At 59.9% G+C, this 17857-nt stretch carries 17 protein-coding genes and 1 pseudogene; 11 read left to right on the top strand and 7 right to left on the bottom strand.

The window, feature by feature from the left end; all coding sequences use genetic code 11:
* Positions 1-60 precede the first annotated feature (60 nt).
* Genes SBC1_RS20035 through SBC1_RS20000 form a run of 8 tightly spaced genes read left to right on the top strand, consistent with a single transcriptional unit; the run spans position 61 to position 8374 of the window.
* Complete coding sequence (locus SBC1_RS20035) at positions 61-2394, top strand: bifunctional salicylyl-CoA 5-hydroxylase/oxidoreductase (RefSeq protein ID WP_165098037.1); 2334 nt, start codon at positions 61-63, stop codon at positions 2392-2394.
* Complete coding sequence (locus tag SBC1_RS20030) at positions 2391-3173, top strand: SDR family NAD(P)-dependent oxidoreductase (protein ID WP_165098042.1); 783 nt, start codon at positions 2391-2393, stop codon at positions 3171-3173. Before SBC1_RS20035 ends, SBC1_RS20030 begins: the two co-directional genes overlap by 4 nt.
* Positions 3170-3709: a MarR family winged helix-turn-helix transcriptional regulator gene (locus SBC1_RS20025; protein ID WP_241202148.1), complete on the top strand. Its 540-nt coding sequence runs from the start codon at positions 3170-3172 to the stop codon at positions 3707-3709. The genes SBC1_RS20030 and SBC1_RS20025 overlap by 4 nt, the downstream gene beginning before the upstream one ends.
* Before the next feature lie 34 nt (positions 3710-3743).
* On the top strand, positions 3744-4592 hold the full coding sequence (locus SBC1_RS20020; RefSeq protein WP_165098053.1) for an enoyl-CoA hydratase family protein: 849 nt from the start codon (positions 3744-3746) through the stop codon (positions 4590-4592).
* A 1-nt stretch (position 4593) separates the two neighbouring features.
* Positions 4594-5799, top strand: a complete 1206-nt coding sequence (locus tag SBC1_RS20015) for an acyl-CoA dehydrogenase family protein (protein ID WP_165098056.1) — start codon at positions 4594-4596, stop codon at positions 5797-5799.
* A complete protein-coding gene (locus SBC1_RS20010) occupies positions 5796-6275 on the top strand; it encodes a thioesterase family protein (RefSeq protein ID WP_165098069.1) in 480 nt (159 codons plus the stop codon). The genes SBC1_RS20015 and SBC1_RS20010 overlap by 4 nt, the downstream gene beginning before the upstream one ends.
* Positions 6272-6667, top strand: coding sequence for a RidA family protein (locus tag SBC1_RS20005; RefSeq protein ID WP_165098073.1), 396 nt, complete (start codon positions 6272-6274; stop codon positions 6665-6667). The genes SBC1_RS20010 and SBC1_RS20005 overlap by 4 nt, the downstream gene beginning before the upstream one ends.
* Positions 6668-6715: 48 nt before the next feature.
* Positions 6716-8374, top strand: a complete 1659-nt coding sequence (locus SBC1_RS20000; RefSeq protein ID WP_165098085.1) for an AMP-binding protein — start codon at positions 6716-6718, stop codon at positions 8372-8374.
* A gap of 146 nt (positions 8375-8520) precedes the next feature.
* Here SBC1_RS20000 and SBC1_RS19995 read toward each other — a convergent pair whose 3' ends face one another.
* A complete protein-coding gene (locus tag SBC1_RS19995) occupies positions 8521-9663 on the bottom strand; it encodes an MBL fold metallo-hydrolase (protein WP_165098089.1) in 1143 nt (380 codons plus the stop codon).
* Between the two features lie 84 nt (positions 9664-9747).
* Between SBC1_RS19995 and SBC1_RS19990 the strand changes: the two genes are divergently transcribed.
* Positions 9748-10365 carry a TetR/AcrR family transcriptional regulator gene (locus SBC1_RS19990; protein ID WP_165098095.1) on the top strand — a complete coding sequence of 206 codons (618 nt, stop codon included), beginning with the start codon at positions 9748-9750 and terminating at the stop codon, positions 10363-10365.
* A gap of 142 nt (positions 10366-10507) precedes the next feature.
* Positions 10508-10726, top strand: a complete 219-nt coding sequence (locus SBC1_RS19985) for a hypothetical protein (RefSeq protein WP_165098097.1) — start codon at positions 10508-10510, stop codon at positions 10724-10726.
* A gap of 123 nt (positions 10727-10849) precedes the next feature.
* Here the strand turns inward: SBC1_RS19985 and pstS are convergent, their stop codons facing one another.
* The 3 genes from pstS to SBC1_RS19970 all read right to left on the bottom strand — a co-directional run bounded on the left by pstS (position 10850) and on the right by SBC1_RS19970 (position 15117).
* Positions 10850-11941 (bottom strand): phosphate ABC transporter substrate-binding protein PstS, encoded by a 1092-nt coding sequence (gene pstS / locus SBC1_RS19980; RefSeq protein WP_241202149.1) that lies wholly within the window; start codon positions 11939-11941, stop codon positions 10850-10852.
* A gap of 72 nt (positions 11942-12013) precedes the next feature.
* A complete protein-coding gene (locus SBC1_RS19975; protein WP_241202150.1) occupies positions 12014-13501 on the bottom strand; it encodes an MFS transporter in 1488 nt (495 codons plus the stop codon).
* 635 nt (positions 13502-14136) lie between these two features.
* Complete coding sequence (locus SBC1_RS19970) at positions 14137-15117, bottom strand: Dyp-type peroxidase (protein WP_165098101.1); 981 nt, start codon at positions 15115-15117, stop codon at positions 14137-14139.
* A gap of 289 nt (positions 15118-15406) precedes the next feature.
* Between SBC1_RS19970 and SBC1_RS19965 the strand changes: the two genes are divergently transcribed.
* The gene (locus SBC1_RS19965) at positions 15407-16261 is read left to right on the top strand and encodes a helix-turn-helix transcriptional regulator (protein WP_165098103.1); all 855 of its coding nucleotides are present in this window, start codon (positions 15407-15409) and stop codon (positions 16259-16261) included.
* A gap of 133 nt (positions 16262-16394) precedes the next feature.
* On the opposite strand, the pseudogene SBC1_RS39960 reads toward SBC1_RS19965, so the two are convergent.
* The 3 genes and pseudogenes from SBC1_RS39960 to SBC1_RS19950 form a co-directional block, all read right to left on the bottom strand.
* Positions 16395-16636: pseudogene (locus SBC1_RS39960) on the bottom strand (transcriptional regulator).
* A gap of 138 nt (positions 16637-16774) precedes the next feature.
* The gene (locus SBC1_RS19955; protein WP_165098105.1) at positions 16775-17101 is read right to left on the bottom strand and encodes a hypothetical protein; all 327 of its coding nucleotides are present in this window, start codon (positions 17099-17101) and stop codon (positions 16775-16777) included.
* 195 nt (positions 17102-17296) lie between these two features.
* A complete protein-coding gene (locus SBC1_RS19950; protein ID WP_165098107.1) occupies positions 17297-17731 on the bottom strand; it encodes a hypothetical protein in 435 nt (144 codons plus the stop codon).
* Positions 17732-17857: the final 126 nt, after the last annotated feature.

The following is a 17857-nucleotide window of genomic DNA, read 5'->3' as shown; positions in this document are numbered from 1 at the left end:
ACTTGACACCTAAACTATCGAAGTCTAAATTAAAACCAACTCTTCAGCCTGGAGCGCACTATGCGCATCGTTTGTATTGGCGGCGGCCCCGCAGGTTTGTACTTTGGCTTGCTGATGAAGAAGCAAAATCCCGCTCACGACGTGACGGTAGTGGAGCGAAATCGTCCCTACGACACCTTCGGTTGGGGTGTGGTTTTCTCTGACCAGACGCTCGGAAACCTGCGTCGTGCGGACGAGGCGAGTGCGGCGGCCATTCTCGATGCGTTCAATCACTGGGACGACATCGACATCCATATCAACGGCCGCACGCAGCGCTCGTCGGGACACGGTTTCTGCGGCATTGGCCGCAAGCGCCTGCTGAATATTCTTCAGGAGCGGGCCGAGGCGCTTGGCGTAAAACTGGTGTTTGAAACACAAGTTGCGAGTGACGAGACATATGACGCCGACCTCATCATCGCGTGCGATGGCGCCAACAGCGTGGTGCGCACGAAGTACGCGGCCACCTACAAGCCGGACATTGACCTGCGCGACTGCCGCTTCGTCTGGCTCGGCACAGACAAGCTATTCGATGCCTTCACGTTCGCGTTCGAGAAGACCGAGTTCGGCTGGTTCCAGGCGCATGCGTATCGTTTCGACGACCACATGTCCACGTTTATCGTAGAGGCGCCCGAGCGAGTCTGGCGTGCGGCGGGTCTGGATGAAATGAGCAAGGAAGACGGCATCGCGTTTTGCGAGCGGCTGTTCGCCAAGTATCTCGACGGCCATGCGCTCAAGTCCAACGCGCATCATTTGCGCGGCTCCTCGCAGTGGATCCGGTTTCCGCGCATCGTGAACGAAACGTGGGTGCATAACCGCGCGAATAGCGATGGCAGCGTGACGCCCGTTGTCCTGATGGGCGACGCCGCGCACACGGCGCACTTCTCGATCGGCTCCGGCACCAAGCTCGCGCTTGAAGATGCGATCGAACTGACGAACAGCATCGCCGCGCATCCGGGCGATCTGCCGGCTGCCCTTGATCACTACACGGACGTACGCAGCGTTGATGTCCTGCGCATCCAGAACGCCGCGCGCAACTCCACGGAGTGGTTCGAAAACGTGGATCGATATGCATCGTTCGAGCCCGAGCAATTTGCTTATTCGCTGCTCACGCGCTCGCAGCGCATCTCCCATGAAAACCTGCGTTCACGCGACGCCACGTATCTCGCCGAATTTGAGAACTGGATCGCCCAGCGTTCGGGGCTTGCTATAGATCGCGGCAGCAAGCGCTCAGTCCCGCCGATGTTCACGCCGTTCACCGTGCGCGGTGTAACGCTGAAGAATCGCGTGGTGGTCTCTCCAATGGCCCAGTACTCGGCTGTCGACGGCGTTGTGGGTGACTACCATCTGATGCATCTCGGCGCCCGCGCCATGGGTGGCGCTGCACTGGTCATGACCGAGATGACCTGCGTGTCTCCCGAGGGCCGCATCACGCCGGGATGTCCTGGTCTGTACAACGACACGCAACGCGATGCATGGCGGCGCATTGTCGACTTCGTACATCGTGAGAGCGATGCAAGGATCGGCATCCAGCTTGGTCATGCGGGCGCGAAAGCATCAACGCGGGTGAGTTGGGAGGGCACTGACAAGCCGCTTGAAGAGGGCAACTGGCCGATCGTATCGGCGTCGCGGCAGCAGTATTTGAAAGGCATCAGTCAATGGTCGCGCGCAGCAACCGCCGACGATCTGCACGAGATCAAGGCGCAGTTCGTGCGTTCGACCGAGCTTGCCGTAGACTCCGGTTTCGATTGGCTTGAACTGCACTGCGCGCACGGTTATCTGCTGTCCGGTTTTCTCTCTCCGCTCACGAATCAACGCGACGATGAATACGGTGGTTCGCCCGCGAATCGTGCGCGTTTTCCGGTTGAAGTGTTCAAGGCAATCCGCGCGGTATGGCCCACGGACAAGCCCATTTCCGTGCGTATTTCGGCACACGATTGGGTGCAAGGCGGCATCATGCCCGACGACGCCGTGCTGATCGCACAAGCGTTCAAGGAAGCAGGTGCAGACATGATCGACGTATCGTCGGGACAGGTGAGCAAGGAAGAGAAGCCGGTCTATGGCCGCATGTTCCAGACGCCTTTCTCGGATCGCGTGCGCAACGAAGCCGGCATTGCGACCATCGCGGTTGGGGCGATCTCGGAAGCAGACCACGTGAACAGCATCATTGCGGCGGGCCGCGCCGACTTGTGCGCCGTGGCGCGTCCGCATCTTGCCAATCCTTCGTGGACGCTCGATCAAGCCGCGAAGATTGGTTATGTTGATATCACCTGGCCGAAGCAATATTACGCCGCTAAGTCGCAGCTCGAGCGCAGCTATGAGCGTGAGCGCGCGCAGCGGGCGGAGGGCGAAGCATGAACACGAGTACGCATTCACTCGACGGCCAGCACGCAGTGGTCACCGGCGGCGGCAGTGGTATTGGTGCAGCCATCGCGCACGCGCTGGTGACAGCCGGCGCGCAGATCACGTTGATGGGCCGGGATGCGGCGCGGCTCGCCTATCAAGCCGAGGTCCTGAGCGAAGCCGGAACCGTCCATGTGCAGAGCGTCGATGTCACGTCCGCCGACTCCGTCGCTGTGGCCTTCGCTGCTGCGCGCGAGCGCGGCTTCATCGATATCCTCGTCAACAACGCAGGCCAGGCCGAAGCCGCGCCGTTTGCGAAGACCGATCTGGCGCTGTGGCAACGCATGCTCGACGTGAATCTCACCGGCGTATTCCTTTGCACGCAAGAGGTCTTGCCCGCGATGATCGAGCGTCGCAGCGGGCGCATTGTCAACGTAGCCAGCACCGCCGGCCAGGTGGGTTACGCCTATGTGGCCGCATATTGCGCGGCCAAGCATGGCGTGATCGGTTTGACCCGTTCGCTCGCGCTCGAAGTGGCAACGCGTGGCGTGACCGTCAACGCCGTTTGTCCCGGTTATACCGAGACCGGACTGCTTGAACAGTCGATCGAAAAGATCGTTTCGCAGACCGGACGTAGTGAGGACGAGGCGCGCGAAGCACTGCTGCGATCGAATCCGCAGCGCCGCTTCGTGACGCCGGATGAAGTCGCCAGTTCTGCGTTATGGCTGTGCTTGCCGGAGTCGCGATCGATCACCGGCCAGACCATTTCTATTTCAGGTGGAGAAGTAATGTGAACAAGCCCGCTGCCCGCACGGTTAAAACTGCCGCGCCTGAGAAGGCCAAGGCCGCCGGCAATGTTGTCGACCTTGAGATGAGCACTGGTGTCGACAGTCACATGGGACTGCGCTTGTGGCTGCGCATGCTGACCACGACGAATATGGTGCAGGCCGAACTGCGTAAGCGCCTGCGTGCCGAATTCGATACCACGCTGCCGCGCTTCGACCTGATGGCGCAACTCGAGCGTCATCCTGAAGGCCTGAAGATGAACGAGCTTTCACGACGCCTGATGGTCACCGGCGGCAACGTGACGGGTCTCACGGACCAGTTGGAGAAGGAAGGTTTTGTCGTGCGCGATACCGATCCGAATGATCGCCGTTCGTTTGCCGTTCGCCTTACGACGCATGGCCGCGAGTCGTTCGATCGCATGGCGCGTGCGCATGAACAATGGGTCGTCGAATTGTTCGGCGGTTTGCCGCTGGCTGACAAGGCGCGCATGCATCAGAAGCTGGGCAAGCTCAAGCAACACCTGCGTGAGCGCACGGACTCGTGACGCCTGGCGACGCACATTGATACGGAGACAGTCGATGAACGACAACACCGCCGCGCTTTTTGCCGGCAACCGCACGACCCTTGGCGACTATCGCGCGAAGCATTTTGGCTGGACGGTAGAGCAAGGCGTTGGCACGATCACGCTTGACCGGCCCGAGCGCAAGAATCCATTGACGTTCGAATCGTATGCGGAGTTGCGCGATCTGTTCCGCCAGCTCGCTTACGCCACCGATGTAAAGAGCATCGTGATCCACGGCGCCGGAGGCAACTTCTGCTCCGGTGGCGACGTGCACGACATCATCGCGCCGCTCGTCGACCTGCCCATGCCCGAGTTACTCATGTTCACGCGCATGACGGGAGATCTTGTCAAAGCGATGCGGCATTGCCCGCAACCCATTGTTGCGGCAGTTGATGGCATCTGCGCCGGAGCGGGAGCGATCCTCGCGATGGCTTCGGATATGCGGCTGGGAACCGCGCGAAGCAAGCTCGCGTTTCTGTTCACCCGTGTGGGACTGGCGGGTTGCGACATGGGCGCGTGTGCGATCCTGCCGCGCATCATTGGTCAGGGAAGAGCGGCCGAACTGCTTTTCACTGGACGTTCCGCCAGTGGCGACGAGGGCTTCGCGTGGGGCTTTTATAACCGTCTATGCGAACCCGGCGACGTTGTGCGCGAGGCTCAAGCACTTGCCTTCGACCTTGCGTCAGGGCCGACTTTCGCGCACGGCATCACGAAGAAGATGCTGCATCAGGAGTGGAGCATGAGCATTGACGAGGCCATTGAATCCGAAGCGCAGGCGCAGGCAATTTGCATGGCGACCAACGATTTCGGCCGCGCGTATCACGCATTCGCCGCGAAGACGCGGCCCGTGTTCGAGGGAGATTGAGTTGACCAATCCTCAAACAAGTTCCGACGCTTTCCACGACGCCCTCGCATGGCCGTTCTTCGAAGCAAGGCATCGCGATCTTGGTGCGCGCATTGATGCGTGGGCAGCGGAACATCTGGGCGATACCCATGCCGACCACGCGAACGTCGATGCGGTATGCCGTCGTCTCGTACGTGAGCTTGGTGCGGCCGGCTGGTTGCGTTATGGCGTAGGCGGCGCGGCTTACGGCGGCCACGGCGACACCATTGATACGCGCGCTGTTTGCCTGCTGCGCGAAACGCTTGCTCGTCACAGCGGCCTTGCCGACTTCGCGCTTGCGATGCAGGGACTCGGATCGGGCGCAATTTCGCTGGGCGGCAACGAAGCGCAAAAGCAGCGTTATTTGCCGCGTGTGGCAAGCGGCGAGGCAATCGCGGCGTTTGCGCTGACTGAACCCGATGCGGGCTCGGACGTCGCGGCGCTCGCGCTCAGCGCTCGTGAAGACGGCGATTCGTATGTGCTCGATGGCGAGAAGACCTGGATCTCGAACGGTGGCATCGCGGACTTTTACGTGGTGTTTGCACGTACTGGCGAGGCGGCGGGGGCGCGTGGCATCAGCGCGTTTATCGTCGATGCGGATACGCCGGGACTGCACATTGCCGAACGGCTCGATGTGATCGCGCCGCATCCGCTAGCGCGCCTTGCTTTCGAGAACGCACGCGTGCCGCGCACCGCTTTACTCGGCAATCGCGGCGAAGGTTTCAAGCTTGCGATGCGTACGCTCGACATATTTCGCACATCGGTTGCGGCGGCATCGCTTGGCTTCGCGCGGCGAGCCATGAGCGAAGGGATCGAGCGCGCCGCGTCGCGCAAGATGTTCGGGCAGACGCTGGGCGACTTCCAACTGACGCAGGCGAAGCTCGCGCAAATGGCGCTCACTATCGACAGCTCTGCATTGCTGGTTTATAGGGCCGCGTGGTTGCGCGATCAGGGCAAGTCTGTCACGCGCGAGGCTGCACTTGCAAAGTGGCACGCAAGCGAGGGCGCTCAGCAGGTTATCGATGCAGCCGTGCAATTGTGGGGCGGTAGTGGTGTGCAAAGCGGTGCGGTGGTTGAGCAACTGTATCGGGAGATTCGCGCACTGCGCATTTACGAAGGCGCGACTGAAGTGCAGCAGTTGATTGTCGGGCGCGATCTGCTCAAGGCTCACGCCGCCAGGAACGCATGATGGAACCATCGACCCATTTCGAACGGCCGGTGCGCATTCGTTTTTCGCATTGCGATCCCGCCGGCATCGTATTTTTTCCGCAGTATCTCGTGATGACCAACGCGCTGGTAGAGGACTGGTTCAACGAGGCGCTCGATATAAATTACGCCGCGATGATCAGCAAGCGTCGCGTTGGCTTGCCGATCGTGAAGCTCGATTGCACGTTTTCAAAGCCGAGTCAGATGGGCGACACGCTCGTGCTGTCGCTGGCGCTGGAACGTATAGGCGCTCGTTCTGTTGGCATTGTGATTGACGCACAGTCGCATGGGGAAATGCGCTTTCTTGCGCGTCAGGTACTCGTGACAACGTCGCTTGAATCCGGCGTTTCGATCGAGATCCCCGATGACATTCGCGCCGCGCTGACACGCTTCAACCCCGCAGCGCTTGCCGACGTAAAGGACGAGTTAAAGAACGAAGTGAAGGAGACGAGATCGTGAAAAAAGCATTGCTCCCAGCCGGCTGGGTCAAGCCGCGCGGATACGCGAACGGCGTTGCCGCGCGTGGCACGCAGGTCTTCATAGCAGGGCAGATTGGTTGGGACGCGCAAGGGCGTTTCCAGAGCAGCGACTTCGCCGCGCAGGCGCACCAGGCGCTGGCCAACATAGTCGCCGTGCTAGAGGCGGCAGGCGGACGCCCGGAGCATCTCGTGCGTTTGACCTGGTACGTGACCGACAAGCGTGAATATATCGCCGCGTTGAGGGACGTGGGCAGCGCGTTCCGCGAACTGATCGGCAACTACGACATTGCAATGAGCGCCGTGCAGGTGGTCGCGCTCATTGAAGACGAAGCCAAGGTGGAGATCGAAGCCACCGCCGTCATTCCGGATTAACCACCGTCGTTTATCCCGTCGATTATTTCGTTGTTCTCGGAGCTCACCATGGAACCTTCGGCGCACGTCGATACGTTTTCCCGCGACAACCTGCCGCCGCAAGGCGAATGGCCGCAGTTTCTGCTCGACAACCCCGACGTCTCTTATCCGGCGCGTCTGAATTGCGCAGTCGAATTGCTCGACCGGATAATCGATGACCATCCGGAACGCCGGCAGGGAGCACGGCCCGCGATCTGGTCGGATGTCGATGGTGCTCCGCACGCGACCACGTACAGCGAATTGCGTACGCGCGTGAACCAGGCAGCGCATGTGTTGACCGGGGTGATGGGACTGGTGCCGGGCAACCGCATCTTGCTGCGTGGGCCGAACACGTTGCACATGGCGATCGCGTGGCTTGCGTCCCTGAAAGCAGGTCTCGTAGTAGTGCCAACCATGCCACTTCTGCGAGCCAAGGAGTTGAAGCAGATCATCGACAAGGCTCAGGTGTCGGCGGCTCTATGCGACGCACGACTGGTCGATGAACTCGCGCAATGCAGCGACCCTGCCAATGCGTATTTTTGCGAAAGCCTGCAGCAAACAAGGCTCTTTCACGACGATGGCCCCGAATCCGTCGATACAATCGCCTTGCTTCAACCGGCCGAGTACACAGCGGTGGACACCGCTGCCGACGACGTCTGCCTGATCGCATTTACCAGCGGCACGACGGGAATGCCGAAGGGTTGCATGCATTTTCATCGTGACGTGGTTGCGATGTGCGACCTGTTTCCGCGCCACATTCTCAAGCCCACCGCCGACGATATATTCTGCGGCACGCCTCCACTCGCGTTCACCTTCGGGCTGGGCGGTTTGCTGTGTTTTCCGTTGCGTGCGGGCGCATCGACGGTATTGATCGAGAAGTTGACGCCGGAGACTTTGTTGCAAGTAGTCGAGCGTTTCCGAGCGACGATCATGTTCACCGCGCCGACGTTTTATCGGCAGATGGCGGGCCTCGCTTCTCGTTTCGATTTATCGAGCCTTAGAAAAAGCGTCTCGGCGGGTGAAGCGTTGCCTGATGCCACACGCAAGCTCTGGCGGCAGGCCACGGGTTTGCAAATGATCGATGGAATTGGCAGCACGGAGATGATCCATATCTTTATCTCGAGCGCTGACGCGCAGACGCGCGACCGGGCGATCGGGCGCGCGGTGCCGGGCTACGTGGTGCAGGCAGTGGACAATAATATGCAGCCTGTTCCTGTTGGCGAGATTGGCATGCTTGCCGTGAAAGGACCGACCGGATGCCACTATCTAAGCGACCCGCGGCAGCGCAGTTTTGTCCGCGACGGATGGAACCTTCCGGGCGATTCGGTTTGTATCGACGCAGATGGTTACGTGTTTTATCAGTCCCGTGCCGACGACATGATTATCTCGGCGGGCTATAACATTTCCGGCCCTGAAGTGGAGAGTGCGCTGCTGTTGCATGAAGCGGTGGCGGAGTGCGGGGTGGTTAGCGTGGCCGACGATGAGCGCGGGCAAATTGCCAAGGCGTACGTGGTTCTCAGGGCGGGATTTGAAGCGAACGACGCGTTGGCGGTGCAGCTGCAAACCTTTGTAAAGGAACAGATCGCGCCGTACAAGTACCCGCGCGCGATTGAGTTTATTGAGGCTTTGCCTCGCACGGAGACGGGCAAGCTCAAGCGGTTTGCGTTGCGGGCACTGGCGTCGTCTTGATTCACATCGACCGGTCAGTAGGTGGTCACGAAGGACAACCATAACGAGTCCAGCATCATTGTTTATCGTTGGCCCCCGGGCTTATAGGCGTAACCGTGGGGGCGCAGCGGCGTTGATCATTAGCGCCGCTGCGCGAAGGTCAATAGTTAGCCTTGCGAATCAACTTGTGCGGTACTGCGGCAGGAGAACCGTCGCCGCGCCGTCCTGGGCGTTTGCACGACCTCCGCTACCTCCGCTACCTCGCGCCACCACCGCTGACCACGGTGCGGCGCGGCCAGATCCAGCCGTTCTCCCATGCGTGGCGTCGCGAGTGGAATTCCGCGTGCGGCGGTGAGGCCCATCACGCGCTCGAACGGCTCTTGCCACCGATGCATCGCCAGATCGAACGTCCCGTTGTGAACCGGCATCAGCCAGTGACCGCGCAGGTCGAGGTGGGCCTGTACGGTTTCGTCAGGCTGCATGTGCACGTAGGGCCATTGGGCGTCGTAGGCACCCGTTTCGAGCAGCGTAATGTCGAATGGACCCATTCGTTCGCCAATCGTCCTGAAACCGTCGAAGTAGCCCGTGTCGCCGCTGAAGAACACGCGCAGTTCGCTGTCTACGATGACCCATGAGGCCCACAAGGTGCTGTTGCCATCGAAAAGACTGCGGCCGGAGAAATGCTGGGAAGGTGTGGCCGTGAACGTGAGACCGTCAATCTCCACACTCTGCCACCAGTCGAACTGACGAACCTTCGACGCGTCGATACCCCACTCGATCAGCCGGTCGCCCACGCCCAGCGGCGTCAGGAACACGCTCGTGGTCTTCGCGAGTGCGAGCACCGTCTCGCGGTCCAGGTGGTCGTAGTGATCGTGGGACAGAATCACGCCGCGCAACGGCGGCAAGTCAGCGAGCGCGATGGGCGGAGCATGAAAGCGTTTTGGACCAAACCGCCGGAACGGTGATGCACGTTCGGCGAAGACCGGGTCGGTCAGCCAGAACTGACCGCGCAGCTTGAGCAGCATGGTTGAATGCCCGAGGCGATACAAGCTGCGGTCGGGCGCCGCGTCAAGCTGCTCACGCGTGAGCGCATCGACGGGCAAGGGGCTTGCAGGCACCGTGCCGTCCGGCTTCTTGAACAACATGTTCCATACGATGCTCAGGATCTTGCCGATTCCTTCCACGGGACGAGGCTTGACATTACGGAAGCGCTCGCCGTCGTGCTGAGCCGACGAGTCGAATGATTCACGGCTGCGTCGCGCTGCCGTGAGCCCTAAAGCGCGGCGGATAGAACCGGTGAACGATGTCATGTAATGGCGTCCCGATACGGAAAGTAGACTGTACAGTGTAGTTTATCGTAGAAAAAAGTAAACTGCCTGGTGTAAAATTTATCGATGAATCCCACTGCCAACCTGCTACGCCTGACCGATCGCAAGCGTGCCGCCGTGATCGCTGCGGCTATCGAAGAATTTCTCGCGGCGGGTTTCGACGCGACCAGCATGGACTGCATCGCAGCCCGCGCGGGTGTATCGAAGCGGACGGTCTACAACCATTTTCCAAGCAAGGAAGCACTGTTCGCAGCCATCCTGCGGCAGTTGTGGGACGCGAGTGACACGGGAGAGGCGCCGGCTTATTCCAACGCTCGGCCGTTGCGCGCGCAGTTGCTCCAGTTGCTGTTGAAAAAGCTGAGCCTTCTAAACGATGAGGCATTCCTGTCGCTCGCACGCGTAGCTATCGCGGCAGGCATTCATTCGCCGGAGCGTGCGCGCGACATGGTAGCCCGCATGGGTGAGCGCGAAGAAGACCTGACCGTGTGGATACGCGCAGCGACTGCCGATGGCCGACTCAAGATAGCGGACCCGGTGTTCGCCTCGCTGCAGTTGCAGGGTCTCGTCAAAGCGTTTGCTTTCTGGCCGCAGGTGACAATGGGGCAGCGCCCCTTGAGCAAGGATGAACAAAAGCAAGTAGCGGAATCCGCCGCCGATATGTTTCTTGCGCGCTACGCAGCATAGGTGCGCTACGAAGGTAACGGCTGCGATCTTATGCGTTCGTGATTACGTGATGAGGTTCACGCAAGTGACACTGCACTTCACTACTGTGGTGGTGCTCCCTCCTATTGTGGATTGAGCCCCGTTGCAGATACTGGAGACTTCCATGAGCGATCAACACGAAGTTCATCACCATCATCACGAAGCAGCCAAGCACCTCGATTCCGCTGCGAAGCATCATCGCGAAGCAGCCAAGCACGCAGAGGCTGGCGACCACGAGGCGGCGAGCCACCATGCTCACCTGGCACATGGTCATGGGCTGCACGCGAGCGAGCACGCTGAGCACGCGGCCAAGAAGGCAGCGCACCTGCATAGCGGCCACTGATTGATCCAGTTGTTTCGGACAACGTATTCTGTTCGAATGCGTTGTCCGGTTGCCGGCGCTTTTCGATGGCACGACAACGGACCACGTTGCCGCGCCCGATGGAAGTTTCCGCTTAACCAGCGCTTACTTGATTGACTGGATCTGCGCCTGGCTCAATTCCCACGTATGAGGTGGCAGCGGAATAAAATGCACCGTATCGAGGTACGCCTCGTTGGTCTCTGAGGGTACGATCGACCAGAGCAGGAACCTGCGCAACGCCGCAGCCGTGGTGGCGTCAGGCTGTTTCGTCGAAACGACCGCGTACTCGTAGTTGACGAGCGGGTAGGAGCCCGATGCCGGCGCGAACACCAGGCTCAGACGTTCGTCAGCCGGCGTGCGCGGACCGAGTGAAGCGGCGCCTGCCGTGATCGTGTCCTTGCTCGGCATAACAAATTCGCCTGCGCCATTCTTGAGTGCGGCGGTGCCGAGATGCTCGGCGGCCAGCTTGTCAGTAAAGCTGACGCCGACATAACCGATCGAGTAGGGTGTCGCCTGCAGCGCCTGGACCATGCCTGCGTTTCCCGTTGCGGTCGCACTGCCCGGCACGGTCGGCCACGAGATTGACGTGCCGTAACCCTGGTTGCTCTCCCAGTTTGGTGTCGAGAACGACAGGAACTGGGTGAACACGAAGGTGTCTCCAGACCCTTCGGCCCGACGGATCGGCACGATCGGGTGATGCGGCAACGCTACGCCCGGGTTGAGCGCGGCGATCTGCGGCGCATCCCAGTTGCGAATCTCGCCTGTGTAGATGGCGGCGAGCACAGGCCCATCCATCTTGAGGTGAGTTGCGTTGAGGCCGGGCAAGTTGTAGTTGATCGTCTGCGCGGCAATTGCGAGGGGGACGTTGATGATCTGCGGGTGTTGCCGCATCTCGGCATCGGACATATAGGCGTCGGACGCACCAATCTGGGCCTTGCCCGCCAGCACCTGCTGGATACCGGCTTCCGAGCCTGTCTCACCGACGGTAATGTGGATGCCGGGATGCGACTTCGTGTACTCAGCCACCCAGGTTGTGAAGAGCGGATACATCAAGGTTGAGCCGGTTTCGCTCAAGGTGAGGTCCTGCGCATTGGCCAATGTGCTCGTCATCAGGCTGAACGCGGCCATGCACAGCGGCAGGGCTGCGAACCGGTGCGAGCGCAAGCGCCATGCCGGGTTCTTATCATGCTTAGTCATGCACGTCTCCGTCGCGATACGGGGAAAGCATCTCTTGCGTAGGGAACATCATGGCGGTCTGTAAGCGCGAGCTTATCGTCCAATGTCGTCAAGGCTCACACCGTTTGTCTCGATCCGAAATACCCACGTCACCACGGCGCCGAGAATCGATGTGCCCACGAGAATGTAGAGAAGCGGACCGGTGCCGATACCCGTGAGCAGAATGGGGAAAAGGAAGGCGGTCGCGACCGCGCCGATCTTGCCGACGGCTGCCGCGAACCCGGCGCCGGTGCCGCGAATGGCCGTCGGAAACACTTCGCCTGCCAGCAGGTAGGTCTGTGCGTTCGGCCCCAGGTTGGTCATGAAATTGAAGAGCATGAAGCCGGCGAAAATTACAACAGTCTTGGTCGAGCCTTCAAATCCATCGGAGAACGAAGCAACCAGCAAACCCGCTGCGCAGCCGATGAAGCCAACGACTTGCAGCCAGATCCGTCCGACCCGGTCCGCGAGGATGACCGCGAAAACGATGCCGACAATCAGCAGCATGGTGATAAGGGCAGAGCCCTTGGCGGCGAGTATGTCGTTCAGTATCAGGTCGCTGATGCTGCGAACATGATCAGGCTTGCTGCCGAACGCCGCCGCGAGAATGGTCGGAGTGAAAATGCCGATCCCGTACGTGCCGAGATCCTGCAAGAACCACGGTACGGAAGCCAGAATCGTGGCTCGCAGGTTGCGCCGCGCGAACAGCGCCAAAAAGCTCTGTTTGCCGCCGTGGCCTGCAGCGGCCATTGCCACTTCACGCGACAACGCAATGCTGGTCGGATACTGCGGGCTGCGCACCAGCAATCGCTGCGCAGCGGCTTCCGCGCGGTCGACTGCACCGCGGATATGCAGCCAACTGGGGCTTTCCGTAATGTAGAAACGGCCGATTGTCACGGCCAGCGCCGGTATGATCGCCGTGCCGTACATCCAGCGCCACGAATCGAGGGTCGGGATGGTCGACAGGACCAGGAAGCCTACCGCCGTGCCGCCGAGCGCACCCAGCGCCTGGAAGCCGAACGCTGCCAGCACAAGCTTGCCTCGACTGCTGCTGGGGATGCTCTCCGAGATGATCATGTGCGCGGTCGGATAATCGCAGCCGAGCGCCACGCCCAGTCCAAACAGGCAGATCACGAGCGAGGTGAAGTTGGTGCAAAGAACGAGCAGCACCAAAAACGCCACGAAAATAATCATCTCCACGATGAACATCCGCTTACGCCCGAAGTAATCGGACATGCCGCCGAGACCCACCGCTCCGACCAGAATGCCCATCAGGCTGGCGGCGCTGATGAAGCCGTTCTGTGCGGCACTGATGCCGAACTCGCGCGAGATCAGCGGCAGCGCGACACCCGTCATGAAAACGACGAACCCTTCGAAGAACTTTCCCGCTGCCGCCAGCGCCCAGATGCGCCATTGCATCGCGGTCATGGGGACGGACGCGAGATGGGTTCCATCGGGCCACATCGGGTGTTCGTCGATGTACTGCTGGACCGACTTCACGCCGTTGCTCTGCAACTTGTCGGAATCTGCCACATCATGCATAAGTCGCTCCTGGTGCGATTGCGGCTATTGCGATGGCGAAAAGACGCTGGAGATTGGTATTCGCGAGCGTATTTGCCTGGCTGAGCGTGCCTTTGCGGCGCGCGAATCTGGAATCGATGCTTGCTGAGGCAACGCGTCTCGTTCGATGGACAAACCGAATCCTTCGCATGGAAAGTGCGGTGCCAGATCGCCATCGTGACGGGAGTAGGTGTCGCGCAGATGACAAGCGCGAGCCGAGGACTACTAAGGTTTGTAAGCTTTCAGCCAGTAAGGCCGGAGGATTGATACGTTCGCGCGGCTTGGTCGTTAGCGATACGTGTGTGGGTCCGCCTGCTGCTTTCATGCAGCCTGCTAGCCCGACAGTTCCTGACCGCTTTGAACGCGCTTGTCGAGCGGTCAGGATCGGGTCGGTCGCCACTCGCCAAGCTTGTCACCCGGGAGCAACCTTTCTTGGCGGTCGTATGGCGGGCGCAGTAAAACAGCGGCGACCCACAACGAGCGACTCAAGCGCTGAGCCGCTGCGTTTCCAGCCTGTCAGTTGTCGCTAGCGTTCCGTCTTTACGGAACAGCATTTTCCGGCATGATTCTTCGGGCGGTGGCGCGAGCGCGGTTTACTGTGCTTACACATTCCACGATCACCCGGTCGAAGCCGATTCATTCGTCGAAAGCTGAGGGTCGCGATCCGCGAGCGCCTCAAGCATGGAAGCCGATGGCACAAAAAATAGGCCTCCAGTGACCGCGCGGCTGTAATCGAGAAGCCGGTCGTAGTTGCCGGGTGGGCGTCCGACAAACATGTTCTCCAACATCTGCTCGATCGGCTCGGGCGAACTTGCATAGCCGATAAAGTAGGTGCCGAATTCTCCCGCCCCTGGGCGCCCAAATGCCATGTTGTGGCGCAGGATTTTCACTTCCTGGCCGTCCTTTTCGATCGTCGTCAGCGAGCTGTGCGAAGACGATGGTTTGACTCCTTCGGCGAGCTCAACATCGGATAACTTCTTGCGGCCAATAATGCGTTCTTGCGCCTCGACTGAAAGCGAGTCCCAGCCAGTCATGTCATGCAGGTATTTCTGCACCATCACATAACTGCCGCCCGCAAATGCCGGATCTTGATCGCTAATGAGGGCGAACTCGACCGCCTGGCGGCCCCTCGGGTTTTCCGTGCCGTCGACAAAACCCACCATGTCGCGCAGGTCGAAATAACGAAAGCCATGTACTTCGTCGACTACGGAAACCGCGTCGCCTAGCCGCTCCATCAACTGGGCGGCGAGTTCAAAGCAGAGATCCATATGGTCCGCGCGGATGTGCAGCAGGAGGTCGCCCGGCGTGCCAATAGCGCGGCGTTCGCCTTCGCCAAACTCGCGGAATGCGTGGAGATTCGCGGGGCGCGGCGCGCCGAAAAGCGCATTCCATCCGTCAGAACTGAAACCGCACACGCACGAGAGGTTGGCCGGAGGCGCCCGCGTGCCGACCGCGCGCACCAGACCGGCGACGTCGGCGCATAACGCGCGTACCGTGTTCGTATTGTCGATGCCTGACTTGAGCGTGGCGACCATGAAGATCGCGCTGCGGCTGATGGGATCGCAAACAGCTTGAGGATCTGGAGTGTCGGTGGGCATCGGATGAATATTCTCGATTTGTTAGGGAGTCCGGCAACAGCAGGTGGGTGCTTTAGCGATGCCAAGACTCCGTTGAGGGACGTTTTGACAAGGTTAGTCAATTCTGGAGATTGGCGCGAGTTTGAAGATGGATTTTGTGTTTAGTGTTCGACGCTAACGCCCGGGCGCCGGCAATGGTGAAGATGCGGATGGTGATGTTCTCCCAAGTGATTGCGAGAGCAATGGTCGAGGCAAAATCATCCTGTTAAAGTGGCGAAATTATCCAGGTATACGTCCCGGCAGGTTGCACATGGCGAACGAGAACGAGAGCGCGAACGACAATCGGCTTGGGCACTATCTGAAGAACAGGCGAACGAAGCTCGATCCCGCGACCTTCGGCATTTCCGGTAGCCGACGGCGGACGGCGGGACTGCGCCGGGAAGAGGTAGCGCAGCGCGCCAATATCAGCGCAGCCTGGTACACGTGGCTGGAGCAGGGGCGTGGCGGCAATCCGTCAGCGGACGTGCTGGACCGTATCGCGAGGGCGCTGATGCTGACGGAGGTCGAGCGCGAACACGTGTTCCTGCTCGGCCTCGGCCATCAGCCCGAAGTCCGCTATCGCGGCAGTGACGCGATCACGCCGCGACTCCAGCGCCTGCTTGAGGCGCTACCTCATAGCCCCGCGATCGTCAGGACGGCGACATGGGACGTGGTTGCGTGGAACCGTGCCGCCGCAGCCGTGCTCACCGACTACAGCTCGCTGCCGCCCGGGCAACGCAACATCCTGCGCATGATCTTCTGCGATCCCCGCGTCCGTGCTGCGCAGTTCGATTGGGAAAGCGTGGCCCGTTTCGTGGTGAGCGCCTTCCGTATCGATGCCGCACGCGCGGGCGCCGACGCCGAGGTGGCACCCCTCGTCGACGAACTGTGCAGGTCAAGTCCCGAGTTCGCCGCCATGTGGCGGGACAATGAGGTGCAGACCCACGGCGAAGGGGTCAAGCGTCTGCGCCACCCCGTGCTCGGGCCCATCTCGCTGGAGTACTCGGCCTTCGCGGTTGACGGACGGCCGGATCTTCAGATGATCGTCTACAACCCGGCGACACCGGCCGATCAGGAACGGATCAGGTCTCTGATCGAGGACACGCCGGTGGTCGCTGCGCAGTGAGCCAGTGGTATCCACCGCTAGCCGGACTGACGGCCATTCAATTCTGAAGCGCTGGCACCGGACAAAATGCAAGCTGAGGGCACACACGTCCAGACAGCCATTTGTCGCCTTGGCTCCCATGGCAGGTGGGATGTCATTTCAGCCTATTGAAAGCGCCCGCTTCGAGATCTTTTCTGAAATGCTCTAGCCAATCGCCTTCGTCGCCAATTCGGTATTCCTTCGTCACCCGCGTCGATAGTCTGGTAATGGTGACATAGCCCTGCAGACCGAAATTCTCGTCGCCTTTGGGATCCGTCGTATAGCATTTCTTGCCAGACCGATTCGCTCCAAGGTCGCGAGAAACTCCTTGTGCTCATCCGGTTCGATTAGTCGCATTTCAGCCCCTCGTGTGTCCAATGGGCATATCGCGGCCCTGTGTCGCGATGGGCCGACGATTTGCGCTCGAGCGTAGAAAGCGCACGCACTCTAGGAATGAGGGTGATTTTGTAATCGGTAATCGGCGCGACGCGTTCCCTACCGCTTGGGCCCTTTCATGATTTCCGACTCCATTGCGGCATTCCACTCCTCGCTCGCCTCGATGGAATCCATCTCCTCTTCAACGGAACCCTTTGCGCGCTCGGCGGCAGCTTTTGTCTCGTCTGCGGAAGGGTCGAATTCGTCGAATTCGTCGTCTTCGTCACCTGGGGGTTGCAGCATGTCCTTAAGCATCGCGCTTAGTTCCGGCGTGTCCCAAGGCAGGCCGCGCTGTTTCTGCAATTTAATGTAATGCCTCACTTCCGCGTCCTGCTCCGGGGTGAGGGGCAATCCCCGAAAGGTGGTGTCAGGGTCAAGGTCTGTCATGGCTTTCTCCTGCGTGCGGCCGCCTTCTTAGTGTAGCGCCGTTGCGAATCCGTGATGCTGCGAACGGAATATGTCTGACGTTTAAGATTCAATGTGGGACGTATGCCGCTCGCCCGCGACGGGCCAAGTACTGGATTATGGATTGCATGCGGCCAGCAGACACCGGTCGCCCCAAAGCTGCCAATCCCAATCGGTTTATTTAATCTTTGATTTGAACCACGTGGTGCTTTCCGGCGTCAGCAAAAATAACCCGGCGACAGTTTGTGCGGCAACGCTTATTAAACCTACGACGTTATTCTGCTCGGAGGACGGCCCGTCCGCAAACAGACGATAGAGGGTTGTTATGATGATGAATGCCGTCAAAAAAAGTGCAACGTTTCTTGCCCAAAGCTTTCCGGCCGAAAGCCGCATGATGGTGAATGCATAGAAGATTAAAATTGTGGAGAGCAGCCCAAATACCGTGATCGCCGCTTCCACTTCCCGCGGAGTACTGAAAGGGGGAACGCCCACTCCAATACCGATACGGACGAAAAAAACTGAAAACGTAATCCAATAAACTGCGACCGCGGTTCGAGCTGAGTTTGGAGTATTGTCGCCCGGAAAAAAGATAAATTTGATCTTTGCTTTCAAAGGAAGCTCCGTCAATTTAAAGATCAGGCCCGCTCAGTTTGCCGATCATAGTCCGGTTTCAAAGCTTTTTCTATCTGGACAGACGCAGCTCTACCTGTGCAGAGCGTTGGACACGACTGTCAAAGG

This window comes from Caballeronia sp. SBC1 (genome assembly GCF_011493005.1).
GTDB lineage: Bacteria > Pseudomonadota > Gammaproteobacteria > Burkholderiales > Burkholderiaceae > Caballeronia.
This window is presented reverse-complemented; position numbering and strand designations above follow the sequence as displayed.